Below are 23,342 nucleotides of genomic sequence, written 5' to 3' on the forward strand. Positions count from 1 at the left end.
TCACCCTTTATCAAGTAGTGTGAGACTGAAAAGCGCGTAAACAGTGACTTGGCAGGGTTCGATCCACTTTTGCTTCAATCCATTCAGCCGCTTTAATCAAGCGAGGGAGGTCGACATTTGTTTCGATCCCGAGTTTGTGAAGCATGTGCACCACGTCTTCTGTCGCCACGTTTCCGCTGGAGCCAGGTGCATAAGGACAGCCGCCAAGCCCCCCGCTAGAGGCATCAAATATGGTGATGCCGGCTTTTAATGCTGTATAAATATTGGCAAGCCCCATTCCTTTCGTATCATGAAAATGAAGCGCAATTTTATCAGCAGGAAAGCGTTCAAGTAAAAGGTCTAACCGTCTTTCTACTTGTAGCGGATGGGCTTCCCCAATGGTATCCCCGAGTGATATTTCATCAATGCCGAAGGAGAGCAGCTGTTCCGTTAATCGCAGCACTTGGTCCATCGGCACTTGTTTTTCATAAGGACATCCAAACACGGTTGAAATATAGGCCCGCGTTTGCCGTTCTTCTGCTTTTAAATCGGCTGTCATTTGTTTGATCACAGGCAATGTTTCCTGTATAGATCGATTCATATTCTTTTTGTTATGTGTCTCACTCGCTGAGATAAACATAGCCCCTACCTCAAGGTTTGCTTCAAAAAAATGAGCTAACCCCTTTTCATTTGGGATGAGTGCGGCATAGGTAATATCCTCTTTTTTGTTTAATGATTGGGCTAATTCTTTGGCGTCTTTTAAGGCTGGAACCCATTTCGGATGAACAAATGAGGTGACTTCAATATAAGGAAGATGGGCTTCTTCGAGTAAATGGATCCATGTTCGCTTCTCCATTGTGTCCAGCCAAACGGATTCATTTTGCAGGCCATCGCGCGGGCCGACCTCTCTAATGAGCACGTTTTTTGGTAATACCATGCGGCTTCCCCCTATTCTGTCAGCTCTAAAAGTACCTCTCCCTCGTCAACAAAGTCCCCCTCCGCCTTATACACTTTACTGATCACACCTGCTTCTTCTGCAACAATGGGAATCTCCATTTTCATCGATTCTAAGATGGCGACTTCCTGTCCTTTTTGCACATCATCACCCTGTTTCACAAGAAGCTTCCATAAGTTTCCGGCCATTTGTATCGTGACAGTTTTCATGAACGGTTTTCCTCCCTTTTTTTCATCAGATAATCGGTTGTGATGCTGCCATGTAAAAAGGCAGTTGATTCGGCCATTTCCTTTAAAAGCGGTACATTGGTTTTGATCCCTTCTATTTCATATGCTTGTAATGCTGCTTTTAATCGTTCTATGGCGAGTTTTCGAGTATCACCGTACACAATCATTTTCGCAATCATTGGATCGTAAAATGGGGTAATGACACTTCCACTCGTTACGCTTGACTCATGACGAATATATGGGGCATCAGGTGTAGAAAGCCGAGTGATCGTGCCTGGCGAAGGGTAAAATGTCACAGGGTCTTCAGCGTATATTCTAACTTCAATCGCGTGCCCAATTTGATGAATATCCTCTTGGCTGAAGGACAGGGGCTCTAATGCTGCAATTTTTAGCTGCTCCTCGACAAGGTCAATCCCCGTAATTTCTTCAGTGACAGGGTGTTCTACTTGCAATCTCGTATTCATTTCTAAGAAATAAAATTGCTGGTTTTGATCGACTAAACATTCAATCGTGCCCGCATTTTCATACCCAATCGCTTTGGCAGCTTTGACGGCCATCTGTCCCATTTGCTGTCTCACCGTTTCTTCAAGACAGACGGCTGGTGCCTCTTCAACAATTTTCTGATGTCTTCTTTGGAGTGAACAATCTCTTTCAAATAAGTGAACGCCGTGACCGAACGAATCAAAAAGAACTTGAATTTCGATGTGCCGTGCGTGTTCAATCACCTTTTCCATGTATAAAGTACCATCTTGAAAGAAACTTTGTGCTCTTTTTTGATTTCCTTCAAACGCTCGATGCAGCTCTTCATCGTTGCGGACGAGCTGCATACCAATCCCGCCGCCACCACTCGATGCTTTTAGCATAATGGGATAGCCGAGTGTCTGTGCTTTATGAACCCCTTCGTCTGCATCATGGAGCGGGGCTGAAACACCAGGAACGATTGGGATGCCCGCTTGTTCCATCGTTTTTCTCGCTTCAATTTTATTTCCCATCTGCTGAATGACTTGTGCAGATGGTCCAATAAAGGTAATGCCCTCGCTCCGGCAGCGCTCAGCAAATGCCGCATTTTCTGATAAAAGACCATACCCTGGGTGGATAGCATCAGCATTTGTTTGTTTGGCAACCTTAATGTTCGCTTCCATGTTTAAATAGCTTTCAGAAACTTTAGCGCCGCCGATATAATAGGCGCTGTCTGCTTCTTGCACATGAAGTGCATGCTGATCAGCCTCTGAATAAACGGCAACGGTTTTGATTCCGAGCCGTTTACATGTCCGAATCACTCTACGGGCAATTTCGCCTCGATTGGCGATCAATACTTGTTCAAACATCGCTGCCTTCACTCCTTTATTAGATCAAGCGCCTGCTTTTTCAAGCGGAATTTCTGAATTTTGCCTGAGGCGGTCATTGGGTACTCATCTGTAATGAAAAAGTATTTCGGGATTTTGTAGCGTGCCATTTGCGACTGACAATAGCTCGTTAATGTCTCAATTGAGACCGACTTCCCTTGTTTCAGCCGAATGAATGCGGCTGCTTCCTCGCCGTATGTCTCGTCAGGAATACCAACGACCTGTGCGTCAAGAATGGCAGGGTGAGTGTATAGGACATCCTCAATCTCTTTTGGGTACACATTCTCTCCGCCTCTGATGATCATATCTTTGAGCCGGCCTGTGATTTTCACATAACCGTCATGATCCATCTCAGCTAAATCCCCTGTATGAAGCCATCCGTCCTCATCAATGACTTCATTTGTTGCTTCTTCGTTTTTATAATAGCCCTTCATGACATGATAGCCTCTTGTACAAAGCTCCCCTTGCTGTCCTCTTGGAACTTCTTCTGACGTTCCTGGTAAAGTAATTTTGACTTCAATTTGAGGAAGCGCACGTCCGACCGTTTGAACACGTCTTTCAAACGAATCATCCGTTCTTGTTTGGGTAATGACGGGTGAACTTTCGGTTTGACCATAGGCAATCGTGAGCTCTCTTAATCCCATTTTTTCAATGACTGCTTTCATGACGTGGGATGGGCAGAGTGAACCGGCCATAATCCCCGTTCGTAATGTGGACAGGTCATAAGAGTGGAAATTTGGATGATCGAGCTCTGCGATGAACATGGTTGGTACACCGTGAAGAACCGTGCATTTTTCTTTTTCTACTGTTTGAAGGACTCGTTCTGGATGGAATGATTCAAGTGGAATGATCGTTCCCCCTTTTGTGAGACAAGCAAGTACACCAAGAACAGAGCCGAAGCAATGAAAGAACGGCACTGGGATACACATACGGTCCTGCTCTGTTAATTTCATACAATCTGCGATCTGACTCGCATTACAGACGATGTTGGTGTGGCTGAGCATAACGCCCTTTGGATAGCCGGTTGTGCCTGAAGTGTACTGCATATTAATAACGTCATCAGGCGTGAGCTCATTCATTCGCTTCTCCCATTCAAGCTCTTCGGTTCTTTTGGCTGCCACTTGAAGACGATCCCAGCTGAGCATGCCATTTGGTACATGCTGACCGATATAAATACATCTTTTTAAATAAGGAAATTGTGTGGAAGTGATCTCCTCTTGATGAGCGGTTTGAAGTTCTGGAATCAGCTCTTCAAGCATGTTGACATAGGACGTTTCTTTAAAGCCGTCTACAATAAACAACATTTTGCTGTCAGAATGCTTGAGTAAATAGGCGAGTTCCTGTGATTGAAAATTGGTATTCACAGTGACAAGAACAGCACCAATGGAGGCGCAGGCAAATTGAAGAATGAGCCATTCAGGTATATTTGGTGCCATAATGGCGATGTGATCTCCCTTTTGAACCCCTAATGCCATGAGACCTTTACCTGTTGCCTTGACCTCTCGATAAAACGCTTCGTACGAATAACGTAAAGAACGTTCTGGGTAAACAATGGCTTCATGTGCTGGATGCTGTTCTTTTTTTTCTCTTAATAGGGAGCCAATCGTTTGCGGATGAATCGACATCATTGCTTTCCTCCCTCATGTATAGTAAGCGTTTTCATTAAGGTATTACGCTAACAGCTGTCTTGCGATCACGAGCCGCTGAATTTCAGAGGTTCCTTCTCCGATTTCCATCAGCTTGGCATCTCTCACAAGCCGTTCAACACCGCATTCTTTCATATAGCCTGTTCCGCCATGAATTTGGACCGCATCAAGACTCGCTTTTGTGGCCATTTCTGAAGCAAACAGTTTGGCATAGGCCGCTTCTTTTGTAAATGGTTTGCCTTGATCTTTCAGCCAAGCGGCTTTCCAGACCATTTGTCTTGCAAGCTCTATTTGCATCGCCATATCCGCCAGCTTAAACTGAATGGCCTGGAAGGATGAGAGCGTCTTTCCAAATTGCTTTCTTTCTTTTGCATAGGAAAGTGAAGCATCAAGTGCAGCTTGTGCAATTCCGACAGATAAGGCTGCAATGGAAATTCGTCCGCCGTCCAATGTATATAAAAATTGCTTGAATCCTTTCGATTTGTCTCCCAATATATGATGCGCTGGTACACGCACTTCGTCTAAAATGATTTCAGCCGTATCTGAACCACGAACCCCCATTTTGTCATATGGGTTTGTAATTGACAGTCCTTTTTGCCCTTTCTCCACAATAAAGGCGGAGATGATTGGACGTCCGTTTTCATCATGATCTGTCACAGCGGTGACAATAATCGTTCTGGCATAATTGGCATTTGTGATCCAGCACTTTTCCCCACTGATGACATATTCTTGTCCGTCTTTAATGGCTTTTGTTTTTGTTCCTTTTGCATCTGATCCGGCGTTTGGTTCTGTTAATCCGAAGGAGCCAAGTGCTGTTCCAGAGGCTAATGGAACAAGATGGTCCATCTTTTGTTCCTCCGTGCCGAAGTAATAAAGTGGACTTGCGCCTAAGGAAACCGCCGCGGCATAACTTAGACCTGTACTTGCACACTGCTTGCCAATTTCCTCGACTGCCAGTGCATACGAGATCGTATCTCCTCCAGAACCTCCATATTTCTCTGGAAAGGGTATACCCATAAAACCGAGCTCACCCATTTTTTGAAATGTTTTTATGGGAAATGCTGCCTGTTTATCAACAGTTTGGGCGTGTGGTGCAATTTCTGTTTTTGCAAATTCTTTGACCATCTGACGGATCATTTGCTGCTCTTTCGTTAATTCAAAATCCATTTTACTTCCCCCTTTGGCGCTTTTCTATCATATTTATTATTGAAATAGCTGCTTCATGCCAAGCTTGATTGAATTCAGAAAATTAAAATAAAAATAGTAGAAAAATAGAGAAAGCAAAAAAGCATAAATGGAGGAAAACCCTCATTTATGCTGTCTTTGTTATTTTACTGTTTTTGTAGAAGGTTTGCTTTCATGATGAAGGCGATTGAGTGCCGTCACTTTAAAGGTATAGCTCTTCTTTTGATTGGCTAAAATGTCTTTCGTTTGTGTGAAGGAACCAGTTTCTTTTCTGACCGTTTGCACAAATTCGTATGTCCCTTTATTCGACAATCGATAGACTGCATAATAGGATGCACTAGAGTGCGGATCATTTTGTATCTGTAAAACTGCGCCATCCTCTGTCTTTTTCACAGATTGGATGATTGGTTTTTTTGGCGCTTTTTGATGAAGCCATGGCATCTCTGGTATGAGAGCCGGTTTGCTATAGGTTTCTTCTATTAATCGTTTCTTTACATTCAAGGGATTTCGATTGATATCTTTCAGACTAAAATGCATGCTTCCTTGTACGAGCTGTGACTGCCTGTTCAGCTCGATCTGGCGAAAATACTCCTCTGGATCAGACCAAGCAGGATCACTGTTTTGATTGATTTTATACGTCGCTTGACCAATGTACAAATGAACAGGCTGCCCCTTCACTTCATTTGACCACCATTTCGTCAGCACATCATAGGCAGCGGGCTGAAAGCCGATACTCCAATAAATTTGCGGGGTGATATAATCAATATGGTGCTGCTGTATCCATTCTCTTGTATCAGCATACAAATCATCATAATTGGTCATCCCTGCTGTTGTGTTTGAACCGGTTGGGTCATCTTTTATGTTGCGCCATACACCAAATGGGCTAATGCCGAATTTCACATACGGCTTTTCTTTCTTAATGGAGTCATTGATTTGTTGCACCAAGTGATTCACATTATCTCTACGCCAATCTTCTATATGAGTGAACTTCTGCCCGTAAGTTTCATACGTTTCTTGATCTGGAAATGGCACACCAGCGATTTTATTCGGGTAAAAATAATCATCCATATGCACCGCATCAATATCGTAGTTTTTCACTACTTCCTCTATCCCGTCAACAATGAAGTCCTGAGCATCAGGAATGCCTGGATTAAAGTACAGCTGATTTCCGTAGGCGATGGTCCACTCAGGATGTGCTCTTGCAGGATGATCGGCTGATAACCGGTTGAGATCGGTATGATTCATGGTGATTCGATAAGGGTTAAACCAAGCATGAAATTCAAGGCCGCGTTTATGTGCTTCTTCTATCATAAATTCAAGCGGGTCATATCCAGGGTCTTTCCCTTGTGTACCAGTCAAATATTCAGACCATGGACCAAATTTCGATGGATAAAAGGCATCTGCTGTTGGCTTAATTTGCATGATGACGGCGTTCATATTCATCGCTTTGATGTCGTCTAACAGTTGAATGAACTCTTGTTTCTGCTCATCTCTGGGCAGTCCTTTCTTTGAAGGCCAATCTAAGTTATAAACTGATGCGACCCACACTGCACGCATCTCTCTTGTGCTCTCAAGCTTCCCTTTTGGCATCGAACGAGCTAGACTGCTAGACGGAATCAATAAGAAGACACCCATGAAAACTAGTGTCAGAACCGTCATACTGATCTTTTTCAGCATGGTTTGCATCACCTCATATTAAGTTTATTCTGCGTTTTGTGATGGAATGCCAGCAGATGGTGTAAGCAAGATGTTTTTCATTTTAAGTAGCTGATCTTTCGGGACGTCGCAGGCTTCTAGTAAATACCGCTCTGCACTTCCGTATGTATCCATCATCTCATTCAGTACATCTTCAAGATAATCTTGCTGCACACCAAGCAGGGGCTGAATTTGTTCTTTTGACACCCGATATAAACTCATCATGCGAACAAATCGTTCTTGTCTTTTCACTAGCATTTTCACGCCTTCATTGGAACGCATGTATTCACTTAAAACGGTATGCACCGGCACACCCGCTGCTAATTGAATAAGAGCAGATAAAAAGCCTGTACGGTCCTTTCCGCTTGTACAGTGAAGCATAAGCGGATAATTTTTTTCATCGGACAGTAATGTAAACAATTGCTGAATCTCTTTTTTTCGCTCATAGAGCATGCTTTGATATACATCTTTCATGATCGGTGTAAAAGATAGAGATTTTCCTTCTGCTATCAGCATTCGAAACATGGTCCATTTGCTAGGCATCATGCTGTCAGGCTGCATAGGGATATGAACAATTTTGTCATGTTCCATGATCTTTGGTGGGTGTGATTTTCGTTCTGAGCTTGTACGCAGGTCACAAACCGTTTGAATTCCAAGTGTTGAGAACGTCAATATGTCTTGCTTCGTGAGACGTGATAAATCAGCAGATCGATAAATCATTCCTTGTTTGATGACCATCTGATCCGTTGTTTGGAGTCCCCCTACCTCTCTAAAATTTGCAAGCTTTGAAAATTGTATGTTGTGTTCATTCATAGAAGTGAAAATCCTTTCTATCCTCTTTTCTCTATCATACGCTTTTATGAAAAATGAGAAAAGATAAGAGAAAAAGATCATTCGATTCTCCCATGTTGATCAGTGACATCTTTTACGTGGAATTATTGTTATAATAGAATCAGCATATTCGTATTGATTGGAGATTGTAGCATGATAAAAACAAAACGTATTCAGCAAATAAAAGAGTATGTATTTGACCGGGAATCTGCCTCTCTTGATGAGCTTGTGACGCATTTTGGCGTCTCAAAAAACACCATACGCCGAGATGTACAAGCATTGGTAGAATCCGGCGTGCTAAAGAAAGTGTACGGCGGCGTCGCTGTGAATCACTCAACATTGGTGGTGTATCAGGAGCGAAAGACACGTCAGCTGAGTAAAAAACAATTGATCGGACAGGCTGCCGCCGCTTTTGTTGAACATGGTGATATGATTTTTGTTGATTCTGGTACAACGACACTGGAGATGCTTCCCTATTTGAAGGAGAAACGGATTACCGTTGTGACAAATAACGTGGATTTCATTACACAGGCTATGCCTTATGAACACCTCACCATCTTTTCAACCGGCGGTATGCTAGAGCGAAAAACAAATTCTTTCGTTGGTTATCAAAGTGTTGAGCGTCTCAAAGCATACAATGTCAATAAAGCATTTATTGCATCAACTGGTTTATCCATTGATCATGGCGTCACGAATTCCTCCCCGCTTGAGACAGATATTAAAAAAACGCTCGTTGAAAAAAACGCCAAAACCTTTTTATTAGTCGATGATAGTAAGTTTGACCATTATGCCTTGACCACGTTTTGTGACTTAAAAGACATAGACATCGTCGTGACGAATGAACAACCAAATGAAGATTACCTTCAATATGGAAAAGAGCATGATGTGAAGTTTGTCACGCCTTAATCCAGAGCGAAAAAGCCAAGCGCCAATGTTTTGGCTTTTTTCTTATGTCGCAAAAGAGTGAAACGGCGAAGTGTTGGTTACATTATGATTGTATATTAAACACATATTTGGAGGTTGACCTGATGCCGTTGTTACGATTTGACGTGATAGAAGGCCGTTCAAAAGAGGAATTAAAAAAACTGCTGGACACTTGCCATGAAGCAATGGTTGATGCCTTTGGGGTACCTGAACGAGATCGCTATCAAATTGTTCATCAGCACCGCCCTGAAGAGATGATGATTGAGGACACTGGGCTTGGTTATCCGAGAACAAAGGATCTGGTTGTCATTAGTGTTGTCAGTAAACAGCGGACGAAAGAGCAAAAGAAACAGCTTTATGCACAAATCGCAGAACGTATAGAAAAAGAATGCGGGGTTGCCAAGACGGATGTGATGATCTCCATCGTGGAAAATGGAGACGCCGATTGGAGCTTCGGGATGGGTGAGGCTCAATTCATAAGAGGATGGCTCTAAAAAACGGCTCAGGAATGTGAGCCGTTTTTTGATTCATTCATTTTCAAGCTGCATGAGCAAGTTGAATAAATAGCGGTACACTGCTGAGATCACACCAATTAAAGGCGTATCTTCTTTGATGTCTTCTAGTTCAAGAAGCGGAATGTTGATATCAAATAACCCGTCTTGTCCATTAAATTGAAGCTGAGCACCATTTAATGTTGAGAGCATCTCTTTTAGTAATCCAGTATCTTTTTTAGGACGCTTCAATCCGAATAACACGGTATACGTCTGAAATACTTCATCCCATTCTATGGCAAGTCCGTCGACTCTCACCACATCAAACCACTTCGACTCGATATAAATGAATTCTTTTTGTTGTTTTTTTACGTATGTAAGAGGTGTATTTAAAAAGGAAGCATTTTCTGTTTGAATCATTTCCTCCGATTCCTTGTCTACACGTTCTATATAAACATCAGCAAAGCGTGCTTCTTCTGTCATTTTTGCCCCTTCTAGCGGCCAATTTTGACTTGCGGCTTTGTTATATTCAAAGTCGGTGAGCGCCTGCCCTTCTTTCAATAAATCTTGTAAGCGATTTTGCAGTGACATGACTGTATCTCCTTTCATCTACTTCATATGCGTTTTTTATTTTAGCATAACACATGAAAAGAAAGATATGCCTGAGCATATGATGGTATGATAGTGGAAAAAGAAACATCTCGGAGGGGACCGTTTTGCTCACAATGACACTGGCAGAAAAAATCGTAGATGAGGTCAAAAAGGTACTGACGGAAGAAATCATCATCACACAAACAAACGGTACCATTATTGCTGCAACAGATCCAGCACGCATTGGTCAATTTCATGAAGGAGCATATGTCACATCCTTAGAAGGGCAGAAACGAATTCTCACAAAGGATGATGTGCTGCAGATGAAAGGCGTCAAAGCCGGTATCAATCTGCCTATTTATTTTAAACAAGAAGTCATTGGGGTCATTGGAATGACAGGTGATCCTAGGCATGTCTCCCCTTTTGGCGACATTTTACGTAAAATGACGGAGCTGCTCATTCAAGAACATGAATTTTTTCAAGAAACGGAAACAGATGAACGGCAGCTTGAAGCATTTGTGTTCGACTGGCTTCATCTGCCAGAGACAGCGGCAGGTATGACCGAGAAGGCGCAGCGGCTTGGCCTTGATGTCAACAAGCAGCGTGTCGCTATTCTCATTGATTGTCAAGACGAATCGTTTATGAAGCAGGATCAATACAAACTGATGAAGGACAAACTGCAACTCACCAATCAGGAGATCATTGTGCGCTGGGGGCATGCACGTTTTTTGCTCATGCTACAAGCCACACCAGATGGTCGTGATACATGGCACAAGCGCTTGTTCCATATTCATGCTGCGCTCACAGCGCTGTCACCATCGAGGATTTTAATGGGGGCAGGAAAACCAGCAGCTTCTCATGTCATGAAGCAGTCCTTTCATCAAGCGTTTCGCGCTTTAAAATTGGCGCATGCTGAAACACCCATTGTGTTTGATGAAGATTTGACGCTTGAACTTTTTATGGAGGAAATCAGTCAGGAAACAAAAGATGCGTTTCTTGATCGAACGATTGCGTCCCTTTTCCCCTATCCAGAACTAGTGAAAACATTGCGGGTACTCATCGCTTCGGATTACTCATTGAAACATACAGCAGAAGCTATGCATGTCCATATTAATACACTTCATTACCGATTAAAACGGATTCAGGATTTAACGACACTTGATCCAAAGCGTATGCAAGATGCGATGCTTTTTTATTTGGCCTTGCTGCTTTTAGATCATGATACAAAAAATACGATAAAACAGCCTGATATTTTGTAGAATCGTCTATAGTCATGTGACGGTTCTTTTTTTATACTGGTAGAAACGAGACGTTAAATGAGCGGGAGTGATTGTATATGCTAGATTCAGAATTTTCAAATCAATTAAAAGATATTGTCGGTGCGCCTAATGTCCAAGACAGCAAGGCGGATCGTCTTGCCTACTCTTATGATGCGACACCAAATTTTCAACAGATGCCAGATGCGATCGTGCGGCCTCACACGGCTGAAGAAGTGCAGCAAATTGTGAAACTGTGCGCCTCTTACAAAGTGCCGATCGTCCCAAGAGGCTCAGGGACGAATCTGTGCGCAGGAACATGCCCTACTCAGGGCGGATTGGTAATTCTCTTTACTAGAATGAATCAATTATTAGAAATAGACGAAGAAAATTTAACCGCAACGGTGCAGCCTGGCTTAATTACGCAGGAATTGATTCATCAAGTAGAGGAAAAAGGTCTCTTCTACCCGCCAGACCCAAGCTCTATGAAAATTTCCACATTAGGCGGCAATATTAACGAAAATTCAGGGGGGCTGCGGGGGTTAAAGTATGGAGTGACAAGGGATTATGTCCTTGGGCTTGAAGTGGTTTTGCCAAATGGTGACATCATCAAAACAGGCGGAAAGCTTGCAAAAGATGTCGCTGGATATGATATGACTCGATTGTTCGTTGGTTCAGAAGGAACACTCGGGATTGTCACAGAAGCGGTGCTAAAGCTCCTGCCGCTTCCAGAAACGAAACAAACAATGCTTTGTTTATACGAAAGCCTTGAAGAAGCTGCGACTTCTGTATCGGCCATCATTGCTGAGCGTATCATTCCTGCTACATTAGAATTTATGGATCAGCCGACCCTTGAAGTCGTTGAAGATTTTGCAAACATCGGCCTGCCTACTGACGTTCAAGCTGTGTTATTAATTGAACAGGACGGCAACCCTGAAGCTGTTTCTCGTGATATCCAAAAAATCGCAGAAGTCTGTGAGCAACACGGGGCTACAAGCGTCAAGATTGCACATTCAGAAGAAGAGGCAAGTGCTCTCTTAACAGCGAGACGCTCTGCTTTATCTGCCCTCGCTCGATTAAGTCCTACAACGATTTTAGAAGATGCGACCGTCCCCCGGTCTGAAATTGCCAATATGGTTCGTGCAATCGAAGACATTGCACGAAAGTACGAGGTGAACATTTGTACGTTTGGTCATGCAGGTGATGGCAACTTACACCCCACTTGTGCGACAGATGCAAGAAATGAAGAAGAAATGAAACGGGTAGAAGCTGCTTTTCAGGCCATTTTTGAAAAAGCCGTTGCCCTTGGCGGCACGATTACAGGCGAACATGGCGTGGGTCTTATGAAAGCGCCCTATTTGGAGCTGAAGGTCAAAAAAGAAGGAATCGCTGCAATGAAGGCGATTAAACAGGCACTTGACCCTGCACATATCATGAACCCAGATAAAGTGTTTGGAAAAGCCTCAAGAAAGCGAGTGGTGGTCTCATGAGTTCTTCTTCTAAGCAAAAAGAGATCCAGCAGCAGTTTCAGGAGCAAATGGATGAAAAGGAGCTGCTTAATTGCATGCGCTGCGGATTCTGCCTCCCTTCCTGCCCTACCTATATTGAATCTGGACAACAAGAAACGCACTCCCCTCGGGGCCGAATTGCGTTAATGAAAGCTGTAAGAGATGGCGTCATTGAGCCAGATGAAGATGTTGAACATTCTCTTAATCTCTGTCTTGGCTGTCGTGCATGTGAACCAGTCTGCCCTTCTGGCGTCAAGTATGGACAGTTGCTAGAAGATGCAAGAGACATTATTCAACAACATAAAAAACAATCGTTTCCCGTCAAATTGATGAGACGTGTTGTGTTTAAAGGTCTCTTTCCGTCACAAAGTCGTATGCGACAAGCTGCTAGTTTTCTTCGATTTTATCAAACATCTGGTCTGCAAACAGCCGCCAGGAAGACGCGCATACTGAAGCTGCTTCCCTCCCATTTACAGTTGATGGAACAGGCACTTCCAAAGGTGCCGTCTCAAAAGAAAAAACGTTTGAATGAATATAAAGCCATTGGTCAGGCAAAAAAACGGGTAGCGTTTTTTACTGGCTGTTTAATGGATACAGTTTTCTCAAACACAAACAAAGCGACCATTCATCTCTTACAGCTGGCAGGCTGCGATGTGATCGTTCCTCCTATACAAACGTGCTGCGGCGCGCTACATGGTCATAGCGGAGAAAAAGACCAAGCAAAACAGTTAGCCAAGCGGAATATTGAAGCATTCGAGGAAACAGATGCCGATGCGATTGTCATGAACGCGGGCGGCTGCGGCGCCTTTTTAAGTGATTACAGTCATTTGCTTCAGGATGACCCAGATTTCCAAAAACGAAGTAAAGCCTTCTCACAGAAAATAACCGATATATCAAGCATCCTTGTGGAGCTGGAGTTTCACCGCCGCGTGCCACTGGCTTTGCCAGCGCAAGTAATCACCTATCAAGACTCCTGTCATTTACGAAATGGGATGAATGTACAACAGGCGCCGAGGGTGCTCATGAAAGCCATTCAAGGGGTAACGTTTAAAGAAATGAAAGATGCCGGCCGCTGCTGCGGATCTGCAGGAATCTACAATATCTTGCAGCCAGACATGTCGATGCAAATTTTAGATCATAAAATGACGGAAGCGAGCAACACAGCTGCAGCTGCCATTGTGACGTCGAATCCAGGTTGTCAATTACAAATGGCAGCTGGCGTCAAAAAGGCAGGACATATGCCTAGCATGAGAGCGATTCATCTGGCTGACTTTTTATTAGAAGCCGTTCAATATGGAAAAAAAGCGTCCAGTTCATGAAGCTGAACGCTTTTTTTATGCATATCTTCAGATGATCGGTTGGATAATAGATGCAAATCACGGAAGGAGATGGTTCAAGTGCTGAAGAAAAACAAATCTCATCAAAAGGACCCGAATTCAGTATTTGAAGCATTATCGCGCTCTTCTGATTTTATCAATGAATTATCAAGTTCCGGAGGTTTTCTTTACAGAATTTCTTTTTTTCGATCTTTAATTAATGGCAATCTCCTTCATGAACAAATCTTGCCTTTTATTCAGCAATTGCATCTAACCCCCACCCTTGAAGAGCTGAAAGAACACATCCCAATTGAACAAGCTGTGATTACGAGGGACCTTCAAAAAGTGGAAGAAGCTCTTCATCGAGGCAGTATTGCTGTTCGAATTGAGACAGACTGGGGCAAAGCGCTCCTTTTGCCGATTGAAGAAAAGAAAGGCAGACAAGTGAGCCAACCTGAGATTGAATTCGGGATTATCAGTGCGCAGGAAGCCTTTGTGGAAGGGCTGGACACAAACTTAAACTTGCTCAGACGCAGGCTGCCCACTCCTGACCTTAAAGTAGTTGAACACACAGTCGGTACCCTTTCTCTAACGAAAGTAGCCGTTGTATACATAGAGGATATCGCCAACCCGCAAAACATTGAAACCGTTCTTCAGCGGATTCAAGATGTTGACTATGACCAAATTCTAGATTCTAATTATCTTGCGCAAATGCTTTATGATGTGTCCAATACAATCTTTCCATTGTTTTTAAATACAGAACGACCAGACAGGGTTTCCTCAGGTTTAACGGAAGGAAAAATAGCCATTATGGTTGACGGTTCGCCTCATACCCTGCTTGCACCTACAATTTTACTCGAGTATTTTTCAACAATGGAAGACTATAACATGTCTTGGATCGCAGCATCCTCCTTTCGGCTGTTACGCATTTTTGCTGTGATATTTTCTATTTTTGCAACCCCTTTGTATGTAGCTGTTTTAACGTTTCACTATGAACTGATTCCTAAGGACTTATTAGAAACGATCGTAGCATCACGCTATCTCGTGCCCTTTCCGCCTATTATTGAAGCATTATTTTTAGAGATATCGATTGAGCTACTTAGGGAAGCCGGATCTCGCCTTCCTGCAAAAGTCGGACAGACGCTCGGGATTGTTGGAGGTATTGTGATCGGACAGGCTGCGGTTGCAGCGGGATTAACAAGTAATATCCTGCTCATTATTGTCGCATTATCAGCTCTTGCCTCTTTTGTCACCCCTATATATAAAATGGGGACGACCATTCGTCTCTTACGTTTCCCATTTCTTTTTGCTGCACAAGTGTGGGGAGCGCTAGGGATTTCGCTAATGGGGGCTTTTCTTCTTACACATTTAATGAAATTAACGTCTATAGGACAACCTTACTTAGAGCCAATCTTTCCACTTCGATTGGCCGATTTAAAGGGTAGTTTGATTCGTCCCCAGCTCCGCTTTTTGAAAAAACGTCCAGAAAATTTACGGCCGCAAAATGAAACGATACACCGCCAAAAGCCAAAGCAAGGCCGTAAGGGGAAAAATGATTTTTATGAATAAGGAAGTGAAGGCATGAGCTCTTCTTCTGTGAAAGAAAAATTTCAAGTATCCCCTTTTTTTGTGTTTTTTCTGATCAATGCCAATCAAGTAGGTGTTGGTATTTTAAATTTCCAGACGAATCTTGTCCGGACGATTAATAATGATGGGTGGATCGCCATTTTAATTGCTGGTGCAAGCGTCAATTTGATGATCTTCCTCATTTACTTTTTGTTTAAAAAAGCACCTTCTGACGAATTTAGTGACATTACGCAATCTGTGTTTGGTAAATGGCTCGGACAATTCATCAACATTCTCTACATTTTGTATTTTTCTTCATTGTCTTTGATTGTGCTTGTTCATTATATGGATGTAATCCATGTTTGGCTGTTTAAAGAAATTCCTGGTCTTTTATTTGCATCAGTGCTGCTCACCCTCGTCTATTACATTCACACAGGCGGATTTAGAACAATCGCCGGTTGGGCATTCTTTAGCATTGTCCTAACGTACTGGATGACCTTTATCTGTTTTTATGTCATGAAATATAGTCACATCCGGTTTATGTTCCCAATGTTTGATCATTCATTTTCACAACTCATGATGGGGGTCAAAGATGCCTCTTTATCCATGTTTGGTTTTGGAACATTGCTTGTCTATTATCCCTTTATTAAAAAGGCACAAACGTCGCAAAAATTTGCACATATGGGAGTGTTGCTAACTACATGCCTGAATTTGCTTGTATTTCTCGTCTCTATTGCGTACTACTCAAGTGCTCAGCTCAAACTAACGAAATGGCCAACATTGACATTAACCAGCATTGTCAAACTTCCGTTTATCCAGCGCTTTGAATTTATTGAAGTGTCGCTATGGCTTTTGCTTATCGTTCCAAATATCGCCATTCCATTATGGGCAGCCAGCAGAATGGCAAAACAAGTGTTTCACACGAGCCAGCGCACCACGTTAATAGTTCTCAGCCTTCTCATTCTCGTCATGTTTTCATTTTTTATTAGAGCTACCTCATTTGAGACATTTAATAAATGGGTGGAATATAGCGGATACATCCTCGTCTATGGATTGATTGGATGTATGATCATTGGGCTGCTGCTGAAAAAAAGGTGGGTGAAAAAACGAACATGAAACATTATATTCTGGTGTGTCTCATGTTATTGAGCCTTTTCTTAACGAGCTGTGCACAGCCTCGTCTCTTAGATGAATTAAGTATCTCGCAGGCGGCGGGATTTGACTTATTGGAAGATGGAGAAATGAAGGGCTTCTTTGTTTTCCCTGTTTTTAAAAGCGAAGAACAAGGAAGTTATCAAATTGTAAGTGCTAAGTCAAATACCATTAGTAATATTCAGTTTCTTGTGTCGGAAAAATCGCCTTTCCCCGTTGTCATGGGACAAGTACTCGTGATTTTAATAAGTGAAAAGCTGGCGAAAGAAGTGGGTATGATTGATTTGATGAATTACATTTATCGTGATCCGATCATTGGGTCCCGTCAAGTATTTGCCATAGTAGGCGGAGAAGTTGAAGATTTGTTGTATACAAAGATGAATCAAACCAACTTAAATATCGGTGTATATCTTTCAGATTTGCTGGCCCAAAACATGCGAAATGGCAATCAACCTGTGACCAATCAGCATATTTTTATGAATCAGATGATGGCAAAAGGCGTGGATGCCTACCTCCCTTACATTAAAAATACAAGCAACTCTATTAAAGTGTCGGGTGTCGCTCTTTTTGATCAAGAAAAAATGGTTGGGCATATTCCAGGGGAAGATACATTTACGTTTAAAGCGATGATTGAAAATCATAAAAATGGGATTTATGAGTTTCGATTTAATGACACAAAGAAAACCCATGTTGTCATTGAAAATATCAAATCACATGTGTCTTATCACATTAAACCAACTGAAAACCTTTCAAAAAAGCCTCATATCACCATTGATATCAAGCTGAAAGGTGAGTTGAAAGAATTTATGAAATCAAAAAAAATCGATACGCCTTCTATCTTGCAGCATGTTGAAAAAGAAGTGGAGAAGCGTGTGGCCCAGCAAGGAAAAGACCTTGTTCAATCCTTTAAAAAGCAAAAAATTGATCCACTCGGACTTGGTTTGAGGTATCGCTCTAAAGATAAAGCCATGACACCAGAAAAATGGCAAAAACTCTACCCTGATACAGATGTTCAAGTGAATTGTCATATGAACATTGTCCAAACGGGTGTCAGCCAATAAAAAAGACTGTATGAAAAGGTTCTCCCTTCTCGTACAGTCTTTTTTAATCTTCATCTTTTACGTCCGGGTCCTCAGGGATTGGTTCATTTAAGATGTCTTGAATGAGCTCTTTATATTGTTCTAGCTGTTTCATATGGGTTTGAAACTGCCCTTGATAAATGAGATACGATTTCCCGTCAAATACGTAACGAATCTTTTTTTGCTGGATTAATTTTTCAACATATGCTTCTGATACTTCTAAGTATTCAGCTGTTTCTCCAATTGTTAAATACATGCATGTGCACCACCGTTCGTTTCATCTTACAAATTATATCACGAGCTGGTGAAAAAACAGATATCGCTTGTTCATGTTTTTTTCATCTTTTCTTCACTGATTCGTCAACTCGCTTTTGTACAGTATTCATACACCCACTCAAACACTAGGAGGTGATGATCCTTCGCATGACAAAGAAAAATATTCGGACCTATGCCGCATTTTTAACTGTAGGCGCTAGCAATACGATGATTGACTTTCTGTTCTTCTTTTTTTTAACTGCTTGCTTTGTCCCCTCTTTTCTTGCACAGTGCCTGTCCTATACCGCAGGAATGCTGAACAGTTATGTTTGGAATCGAAAATGGACGTTCCAAGTGAAAAAGAAAGCGGACAAGTGGGAATGGATCAAGTGGGCCACAGTCAACGGCGCAGCGTGCCTTCTCACCTATGTTGTCTTATATGTCATGCAGCAAGCAGGTTTCTCATTATTCATTAGTAAAGCGATTGGTACCCTTCTTGGCATGATGATCACTTTTACTGGAAGCCGCCTATGGGTGTTTCCATCAGAAAATAAACCATCAGAAATGGAGCGATGATTCAATGAATATCAAAAAAGCCGTTATACCAGCAGCCGGATTAGGCACACGTTTTTTACCCGCAACGAAAGCACAGCCAAAGGAAATGCTGCCGATTATCGACAAACCCGCCATTCAATACATAGTTGAGGAGGCTGTTCAATCAGGCATTGAAGATATACTAATTATCACAGGAAGAAATAAAAAATCGATCGAAGACCACTTTGACCGTTCGATTGAGCTAGAACACACGTTGCTTGAAAAAGGAAAAAATGAACAGCTGGCTGAAATCAAACATATTGCGGATATGGCCAATATTCATTATATTCGTCAAAAGGAGCCCTTAGGTCTTGGACATGCGGTATTATGTGCACGTCATTTTACTGGCAATGATCCTTTTGCGGTCCTTTTAGGTGATGATGTCATGGTGTCAGAAAGACCTGCACTCTCTCAGCTCATGGAAGTCTTTGAAGACAAACAAAGAGAGGTCATTGGCGTCCAGCAAGTGGATCGTCTAGATGTCAGTAAGTATGGTATGATAAGACCAGCTAGAGTAGACGGTCAAGTGTTTGAAGTCACAGACTTAGTGGAAAAGCCAGCTATTCATGAAGCTCCTTCCGATTTAGCCGTGATGGGCAGGTATCTGTTAACACCATCGATTTTTCCTATTCTTCAAGGAATCGAGAGAGGTGCCGGGAACGAAATCCAGCTGACAGATGCCCTGAAAATCATTGCACATGAATCACCCATTTATGCAAAACAATTAGATGGGATGAGATTTGACGTTGGTGATAAGCTGGGCTCATTTAAGGCAGCGGCTGAAATTGGATTGATGCGTCATGATATGCGGACAGCCATGCTAGCATATATGCAAAGCATACTCATGAGAGAAGCAAAACAAGCATAGGCTCTTATAAGGATGCTTGAAGAAAATTCGTATTTAAAGGCAGAGTGAAATGAATGGGAACCTTGTTTAATGAAATTTTAACCTGGCTGACAAGCCTTGGTTACGCAGGTGTTGCACTTGGACTGATGATTGAAATTATTCCAAGTGAAATTGTACTTGCCTACGGCGGATATATGGTGTCAACAGGAAGCATTGGATTTGTTGGAGCCGTCATCGCTGGGGTGATTGGAGGAACACTTGCCCAGTGCTTTATTTACTGGATCGGCCTTTACGGCGGAAGACCTTTTTTAACAAAGTATGGGAAGTATTTATTCATCCATGAGCATCATATTGCCACGGCAGAACGCTGGTTTGACCGATATGGAACGGGTGTCGTATTTACAGCTCGTTTTATCCCAGTCGTGCGCCACGCGATCTCAATTCCAGCTGGTATTGCAAAGATGCCATTTCTCAAATTTGTTCTTTTGACCGGATTAGCCGCCATCCCTTGGTCCATCCTATTTATTTACCTTGGAATGCAGCTTGGGACAAAATGGGACCACATTCAAAGTGTCGCTCACACGTATACAACACCAATTATGGTCATTGCCATCGTTCTCATCGTACTGTATTTCGTTTTGAAAAAAATTCGCACAAATCGAAAACGGACAATCTAACGAAAACGCCTTTCACTCGTCATGTGAAAGGCGTTTTTTCTATGCGTGCGTCGATTGTTTTTTCATATATTGAGATAATTCCATAATCATTGCACCCATTCTTTCAAGTGAAGGGGCTAGAATTCGGCTTATCCCCTCTTCTTTTAATGCTTCAGCTGTGACTTTTCCAACAGCTACAGCTAATACATGCTGCTCGAATAGATGTTGCAGTTCTTCTTTTTTGCCCCATTCTTCTGCTAGTTTGAAAAAGGCATGAACCTGAACAGCGGTTGTAAAACAAACGGCATGGACCTTCCCTTCTTTCATTTCTTGAAGCAAAGTGTCTGCCGCCTCTGGTTCAGGGGGCGTGTGCTGATATGGCATGAGCTGCAAAACGTCTGCTCCCTTGTGATGTAAAAAATCAATGAGAGCTGGTGCATTTTCGCCGTGAAGCTGTACCATGACCCGTTTACCTTGAAGTTCTTTGTCTTCTAACTTTGAAATGAGGTCACGAACGGTTCCATCTTCATCAGAAACATCAGGCTGAATGCCGTGTTTTTTTAGAGCCGCAAACGTTTTGTATCCTCTTGAAGCGATATGGGCACTTGATAAAATGTTCATAAATGCTTCTCCAAGCTGGAGCTCTTCTGCACTTTCAATTAATGTGTCTGTGCCGATACCCGTTGTTAAAATGACCCAGTCAGCTCCCTTCTTTACAAAGGTTTCTATGCCTGGCTTTAATTCCTCTTTGGCTAAAAATACAGTGCCCTGAAGAGAACGAATAACAGCTTGTCCTCCTTGCTTTTCAACAAGTGTGCGCATTTCTTCTGTTTTTCTTGTTCCGCATATGGCAATGGTCTTTCCAGCTAAGCCTTTACTCATTCTCATCCCTCTTTTTCTATCACATGTATGATGTATTGTATTAAATATAGATTTATTTGGAAGACGTTGCAAGTGTCTACTAAAAAAGAGCTTGACGTTTCTATCGAATTCGAGTATCTTTTGTAAGTGCAAATTGTAGGAGGTCATTATGGAAAAACAGAATGTTCAAGCAATTCGATTATCAATCGCAGACCCAACACCACTTGGTTTGTTTGGTTTAGCAATGGTGACGCTTGTTGCGTCTTCACAAAAACTAGGAATCACAGATGGCACATCCCTTATTTTACCTTGGGCTATCTTCCTTGGAGGAATCGCGCAGCTGATCGCGTCCATACAAGATTCAAAGCATCATAATATTTTTGGAGCCACTGCCTTCGGCGCATTCGGTCTTTTTTGGATGGGTGTTGGAACTACTTGGCTCATTCAAGCTGGCGTTTTTGGGAAAACGCTTGCGGGAGCTGCGGACCCAAAACAACTAGGTTTTGCTTTTATTGGTTATTTGATTTTCAGCTTATTTATGACGATCGGTGCAATGGAAACACATAAAGTATTGTTTTTGATTTTCGTCTTTATTGATTTCTTATTCATTGGCCTGTCCCTAAGCTCGTTTGGTGTGATGTATGATGTGACTCATACGATGGCTGGTATTGCAGAATTGATTATTTCTCTTCTTTCATTTTATGGTTCTGCAGCTGTTGTGCTGAATACACATTTTGGTCGTACAGTACTGCCAGTTGGACAACCATTTCGCGTGTTTACTAAAGCATAAATAAAAAAGAACTGCTCTTGGCAGTTCTTTTTTTATTCTTATTTTTCTTGTTCCTCTTGAAATATCTCTGCAATGATTTCATAAGAACGCATTCTTTCTTGATGGTCAAACATATCAGAATTAATCATGACTTCATCTGCTTGAGTCGCCTCAATAAAGGCTTCTAACTCTTTTTTCACCTTTTGTTTATCCCCGATCATCGTCGAACTTAATTGTTCGTCCACCATCGCCTTCTCATATGGACTCCATAACCCATCCATACTTTCAACAGGGGCTTTGAGTTTTCCTGGTGTATTACGAATAAGGCTCAAAAATCGCTGATAATGAGACGTCGCCAAATATTCAGCCCGCTCTGTTTGATCAGCAGCAAAAACCGTGACACCAACCATCGCATAAGGTTCTTTTAACACATCTGAAGGTTGAAATGACTGTCTGTATAATTCTAAAGCAGGAATGGTATTTTTAGGGGAGAAATGTGCCGCAAAGGCAAATGGCAGTCCCAGTTCTCCTGCAAGCCTTGCACTAAAACCACTTGAACCAAGAAGCCAAATCGGGATATCCAATCCTTCTCCCGGAACGGCTCTTACATGTTTTTTGACCTGACCAGTCGGTTTGAAATATTGCCGAAGTTCTTCAAGCTGCTCAGGGAAATCCTCCCCATGATGAAGATTACGTCTAAGTGCCCTTGCTGTTAACTGGTCTGTTCCTGGTGCCCTGCCAAGACCTAAGTCAATTCTCCTTGGATACAAAGTCTCCAGTGTTCCAAATTGTTCTGCAATGACGAGTGAAGAATGGTTTGGAAGCATAATCCCCCCAGAACCAACGCGGATCTTTTCAGTCCCTCCAGCAATATATCCAATCAAGACGGATGTTGCTGAACTCGCAACCCCTTCCATATTATGATGCTCCGCAAGCCAATATCTATGGTAGCCCCACTTCTCAGCTTTTTTTGCTAAATCCATACTATGTTCAAATGACTCTTTGATTGTGCCACCTTCTGTTACAGAGGATAAATTTAACACGGAATATGCTGCACGTTGTAAAACTGATTGACTCATACATGATGCCCCATTTCTTTCAAAAATCATACTAGTTTCATTCTTTCAACACCATAACATAAAACGATTTAACTTTTAAATGATTTGATTCGATGATTTTCGAAATGATGAATTTTCTAGGTTTTACTTCCGATTTAAAAATTCGTACATAGAATGAAATATCAATTTTAGGAGATGGGCAATTTGTACAATCAATTCGATCACAAATGTCCCTTTTGCGGTAGATATCATGAGCAGCCTCATTACAAAAGATCACGTCATGATCGTCCTCAAAGAAGAGACTGTCCTTTTATTAAACAAGAACATTCAAAACAAAACAGACCTCAAGGGGATCCGTCTTGTGCAAAAGGAGAAAAACAATCAAAAATAATTCAAAGGGTTGGACGAAGAGGCCCAGCAGGTCCGGTTGGGCCTACCGGACCAACCGGACCTGCTGGCGGATTAACCGGTGTCCTCCCTTTTAACCTCTCACAATCACAAGATTACGAGGCTGGTCAAGTTGTCACGTATAATGGCAGTACTTATATTGCTAAG

Annotated in this window: 23 protein-coding genes and 1 pseudogene; 13 read left to right on the top strand and 11 right to left on the bottom strand. The window is 42.3% G+C overall.

Annotation, left to right across the window (positions count from 1 at the left end; genetic code table 11):
- Positions 1 to 10 precede the first annotated feature (10 nt).
- The 7 genes from V7L95_RS15965 to V7L95_RS15995 all read right to left on the bottom strand — a co-directional run bounded on the left by V7L95_RS15965 (position 11) and on the right by V7L95_RS15995 (position 7,927).
- Positions 11 to 916 carry a hydroxymethylglutaryl-CoA lyase gene (locus V7L95_RS15965; protein ID WP_017359520.1) on the bottom strand — a complete coding sequence of 302 codons (906 nt, stop codon included), beginning with the start codon at positions 914 to 916 and terminating at the stop codon, positions 11 to 13.
- A gap of 11 nt (positions 917 to 927) precedes the next feature.
- Complete coding sequence (locus V7L95_RS15970) at positions 928 to 1,143, bottom strand: acetyl-CoA carboxylase biotin carboxyl carrier protein subunit (RefSeq protein WP_008346646.1); 216 nt, start codon at positions 1,141 to 1,143, stop codon at positions 928 to 930.
- Positions 1,140 to 2,489, bottom strand: coding sequence for an acetyl-CoA carboxylase biotin carboxylase subunit (locus V7L95_RS15975; RefSeq protein WP_340967268.1), 1,350 nt, complete (start codon positions 2,487 to 2,489; stop codon positions 1,140 to 1,142). Before V7L95_RS15975 ends, V7L95_RS15970 begins: the two co-directional genes overlap by 4 nt.
- Before the next feature lie 8 nt (positions 2,490 to 2,497).
- On the bottom strand, positions 2,498 to 4,135 hold the full coding sequence (locus tag V7L95_RS15980) for an AMP-binding protein (protein WP_206116226.1): 1,638 nt from the start codon (positions 4,133 to 4,135) through the stop codon (positions 2,498 to 2,500).
- A gap of 42 nt (positions 4,136 to 4,177) precedes the next feature.
- Positions 4,178 to 5,320 carry an acyl-CoA dehydrogenase family protein gene (locus tag V7L95_RS15985; RefSeq protein ID WP_017359517.1) on the bottom strand — a complete coding sequence of 381 codons (1,143 nt, stop codon included), beginning with the start codon at positions 5,318 to 5,320 and terminating at the stop codon, positions 4,178 to 4,180.
- Positions 5,321 to 5,479: 159 nt separating this feature from the next.
- Entirely contained in the window at positions 5,480 to 7,015 is a 1,536-nt protein-coding gene (locus V7L95_RS15990) for a family 10 glycosylhydrolase (RefSeq protein ID WP_017359516.1), read from the bottom strand.
- Between the two features lie 24 nt (positions 7,016 to 7,039).
- Positions 7,040 to 7,927 (bottom strand): tyrosine-protein phosphatase, encoded by an 888-nt coding sequence (locus V7L95_RS15995; RefSeq protein ID WP_017359515.1) that lies wholly within the window; start codon positions 7,925 to 7,927, stop codon positions 7,040 to 7,042.
- 90 nt (positions 7,928 to 8,017) lie between these two features.
- Between V7L95_RS15995 and V7L95_RS16000 the strand changes: the two genes are divergently transcribed.
- Both V7L95_RS16000 and V7L95_RS16005 read left to right on the top strand, forming a co-directional pair.
- Entirely contained in the window at positions 8,018 to 8,770 is a 753-nt protein-coding gene (locus tag V7L95_RS16000; RefSeq protein WP_017359514.1) for a DeoR/GlpR family DNA-binding transcription regulator, read from the top strand.
- Positions 8,771 to 8,892: 122 nt separating this feature from the next.
- Complete coding sequence (locus V7L95_RS16005) at positions 8,893 to 9,282, top strand: tautomerase family protein (RefSeq protein ID WP_072367144.1); 390 nt, start codon at positions 8,893 to 8,895, stop codon at positions 9,280 to 9,282.
- A gap of 33 nt (positions 9,283 to 9,315) precedes the next feature.
- On the opposite strand, the gene V7L95_RS16010 is transcribed toward V7L95_RS16005, so the two are convergent.
- Positions 9,316 to 9,870: a hypothetical protein gene (locus tag V7L95_RS16010; protein ID WP_008346631.1), complete on the bottom strand. Its 555-nt coding sequence runs from the start codon at positions 9,868 to 9,870 to the stop codon at positions 9,316 to 9,318.
- Between the two features lie 125 nt (positions 9,871 to 9,995).
- Here V7L95_RS16010 and V7L95_RS16015 point away from each other — a divergent pair, with 125 nt between their 5' ends.
- The 6 genes from V7L95_RS16015 to V7L95_RS16040 all read left to right on the top strand — a co-directional run bounded on the left by V7L95_RS16015 (position 9,996) and on the right by V7L95_RS16040 (position 17,729).
- Complete coding sequence (locus V7L95_RS16015; RefSeq protein WP_017359511.1) at positions 9,996 to 11,129, top strand: sugar diacid recognition domain-containing protein; 1,134 nt, start codon at positions 9,996 to 9,998, stop codon at positions 11,127 to 11,129.
- A gap of 77 nt (positions 11,130 to 11,206) precedes the next feature.
- The gene (gene glcD, locus V7L95_RS16020) at positions 11,207 to 12,616 is read left to right on the top strand and encodes a glycolate oxidase subunit GlcD (RefSeq protein ID WP_212356216.1); all 1,410 of its coding nucleotides are present in this window, start codon (positions 11,207 to 11,209) and stop codon (positions 12,614 to 12,616) included.
- Positions 12,613 to 13,953: a (Fe-S)-binding protein gene (locus V7L95_RS16025; RefSeq protein WP_046527666.1), complete on the top strand. Its 1,341-nt coding sequence runs from the start codon at positions 12,613 to 12,615 to the stop codon at positions 13,951 to 13,953. The genes glcD and V7L95_RS16025 overlap by 4 nt, the downstream gene beginning before the upstream one ends.
- A gap of 78 nt (positions 13,954 to 14,031) precedes the next feature.
- Positions 14,032 to 15,519 (top strand): spore germination protein, encoded by a 1,488-nt coding sequence (locus V7L95_RS16030; RefSeq protein WP_046527667.1) that lies wholly within the window; start codon positions 14,032 to 14,034, stop codon positions 15,517 to 15,519.
- A gap of 12 nt (positions 15,520 to 15,531) precedes the next feature.
- Positions 15,532 to 16,632 carry a GerAB/ArcD/ProY family transporter gene (locus V7L95_RS16035; RefSeq protein WP_340967289.1) on the top strand — a complete coding sequence of 367 codons (1,101 nt, stop codon included), beginning with the start codon at positions 15,532 to 15,534 and terminating at the stop codon, positions 16,630 to 16,632.
- On the top strand, positions 16,629 to 17,729 hold the full coding sequence (locus V7L95_RS16040) for a Ger(x)C family spore germination protein (protein WP_340967292.1): 1,101 nt from the start codon (positions 16,629 to 16,631) through the stop codon (positions 17,727 to 17,729). The genes V7L95_RS16035 and V7L95_RS16040 overlap by 4 nt, the downstream gene beginning before the upstream one ends.
- A gap of 43 nt (positions 17,730 to 17,772) precedes the next feature.
- On the opposite strand, the gene V7L95_RS16045 is transcribed toward V7L95_RS16040, so the two are convergent.
- The gene (locus V7L95_RS16045; protein ID WP_017367401.1) at positions 17,773 to 18,003 is read right to left on the bottom strand and encodes an excisionase family DNA-binding protein; all 231 of its coding nucleotides are present in this window, start codon (positions 18,001 to 18,003) and stop codon (positions 17,773 to 17,775) included.
- Between the two features lie 155 nt (positions 18,004 to 18,158).
- Here V7L95_RS16045 and V7L95_RS16050 point away from each other — a divergent pair, with 155 nt between their 5' ends.
- From V7L95_RS16050 to V7L95_RS16060, 3 genes are read left to right on the top strand one after another with little or no spacing between them, the layout of a single operon-like run.
- On the top strand, positions 18,159 to 18,578 hold the full coding sequence (locus V7L95_RS16050; protein WP_017359505.1) for a GtrA family protein: 420 nt from the start codon (positions 18,159 to 18,161) through the stop codon (positions 18,576 to 18,578).
- A gap of 4 nt (positions 18,579 to 18,582) precedes the next feature.
- Positions 18,583 to 19,464: a UTP--glucose-1-phosphate uridylyltransferase GalU gene (gene galU / locus V7L95_RS16055; RefSeq protein WP_017359504.1), complete on the top strand. Its 882-nt coding sequence runs from the start codon at positions 18,583 to 18,585 to the stop codon at positions 19,462 to 19,464.
- Positions 19,465 to 19,517: 53 nt separating this feature from the next.
- Entirely contained in the window at positions 19,518 to 20,120 is a 603-nt protein-coding gene (locus V7L95_RS16060) for a DedA family protein (RefSeq protein ID WP_007499192.1), read from the top strand.
- Positions 20,121 to 20,159: 39 nt separating this feature from the next.
- On the opposite strand, the gene V7L95_RS16065 is transcribed toward V7L95_RS16060, so the two are convergent.
- On the bottom strand, positions 20,160 to 20,981 hold the full coding sequence (locus V7L95_RS16065) for a uroporphyrinogen-III synthase (protein ID WP_024719426.1): 822 nt from the start codon (positions 20,979 to 20,981) through the stop codon (positions 20,160 to 20,162).
- 148 nt (positions 20,982 to 21,129) lie between these two features.
- Between V7L95_RS16065 and V7L95_RS16070 the strand changes: the two genes are divergently transcribed.
- Entirely contained in the window at positions 21,130 to 21,750 is a 621-nt protein-coding gene (locus V7L95_RS16070; RefSeq protein ID WP_007499188.1) for a GPR1/FUN34/YaaH family transporter, read from the top strand.
- A gap of 38 nt (positions 21,751 to 21,788) precedes the next feature.
- Here the strand turns inward: V7L95_RS16070 and V7L95_RS16075 are convergent, their stop codons facing one another.
- The gene (locus V7L95_RS16075) at positions 21,789 to 22,808 is read right to left on the bottom strand and encodes an LLM class flavin-dependent oxidoreductase (protein ID WP_340967302.1); all 1,020 of its coding nucleotides are present in this window, start codon (positions 22,806 to 22,808) and stop codon (positions 21,789 to 21,791) included.
- A gap of 183 nt (positions 22,809 to 22,991) precedes the next feature.
- Here V7L95_RS16075 and V7L95_RS16080 point away from each other — a divergent pair.
- Positions 22,992 to 23,342, top strand: a pseudogene (locus V7L95_RS16080) (collagen-like protein); the annotation flags it as partial.

It is taken from the genome of Bacillus sp. PPSBB_11, from assembly GCF_038023285.1.
GTDB classification, from domain to species: domain Bacteria; phylum Bacillota; class Bacilli; order Bacillales; family Bacillaceae; genus Bacillus; species Bacillus altitudinis.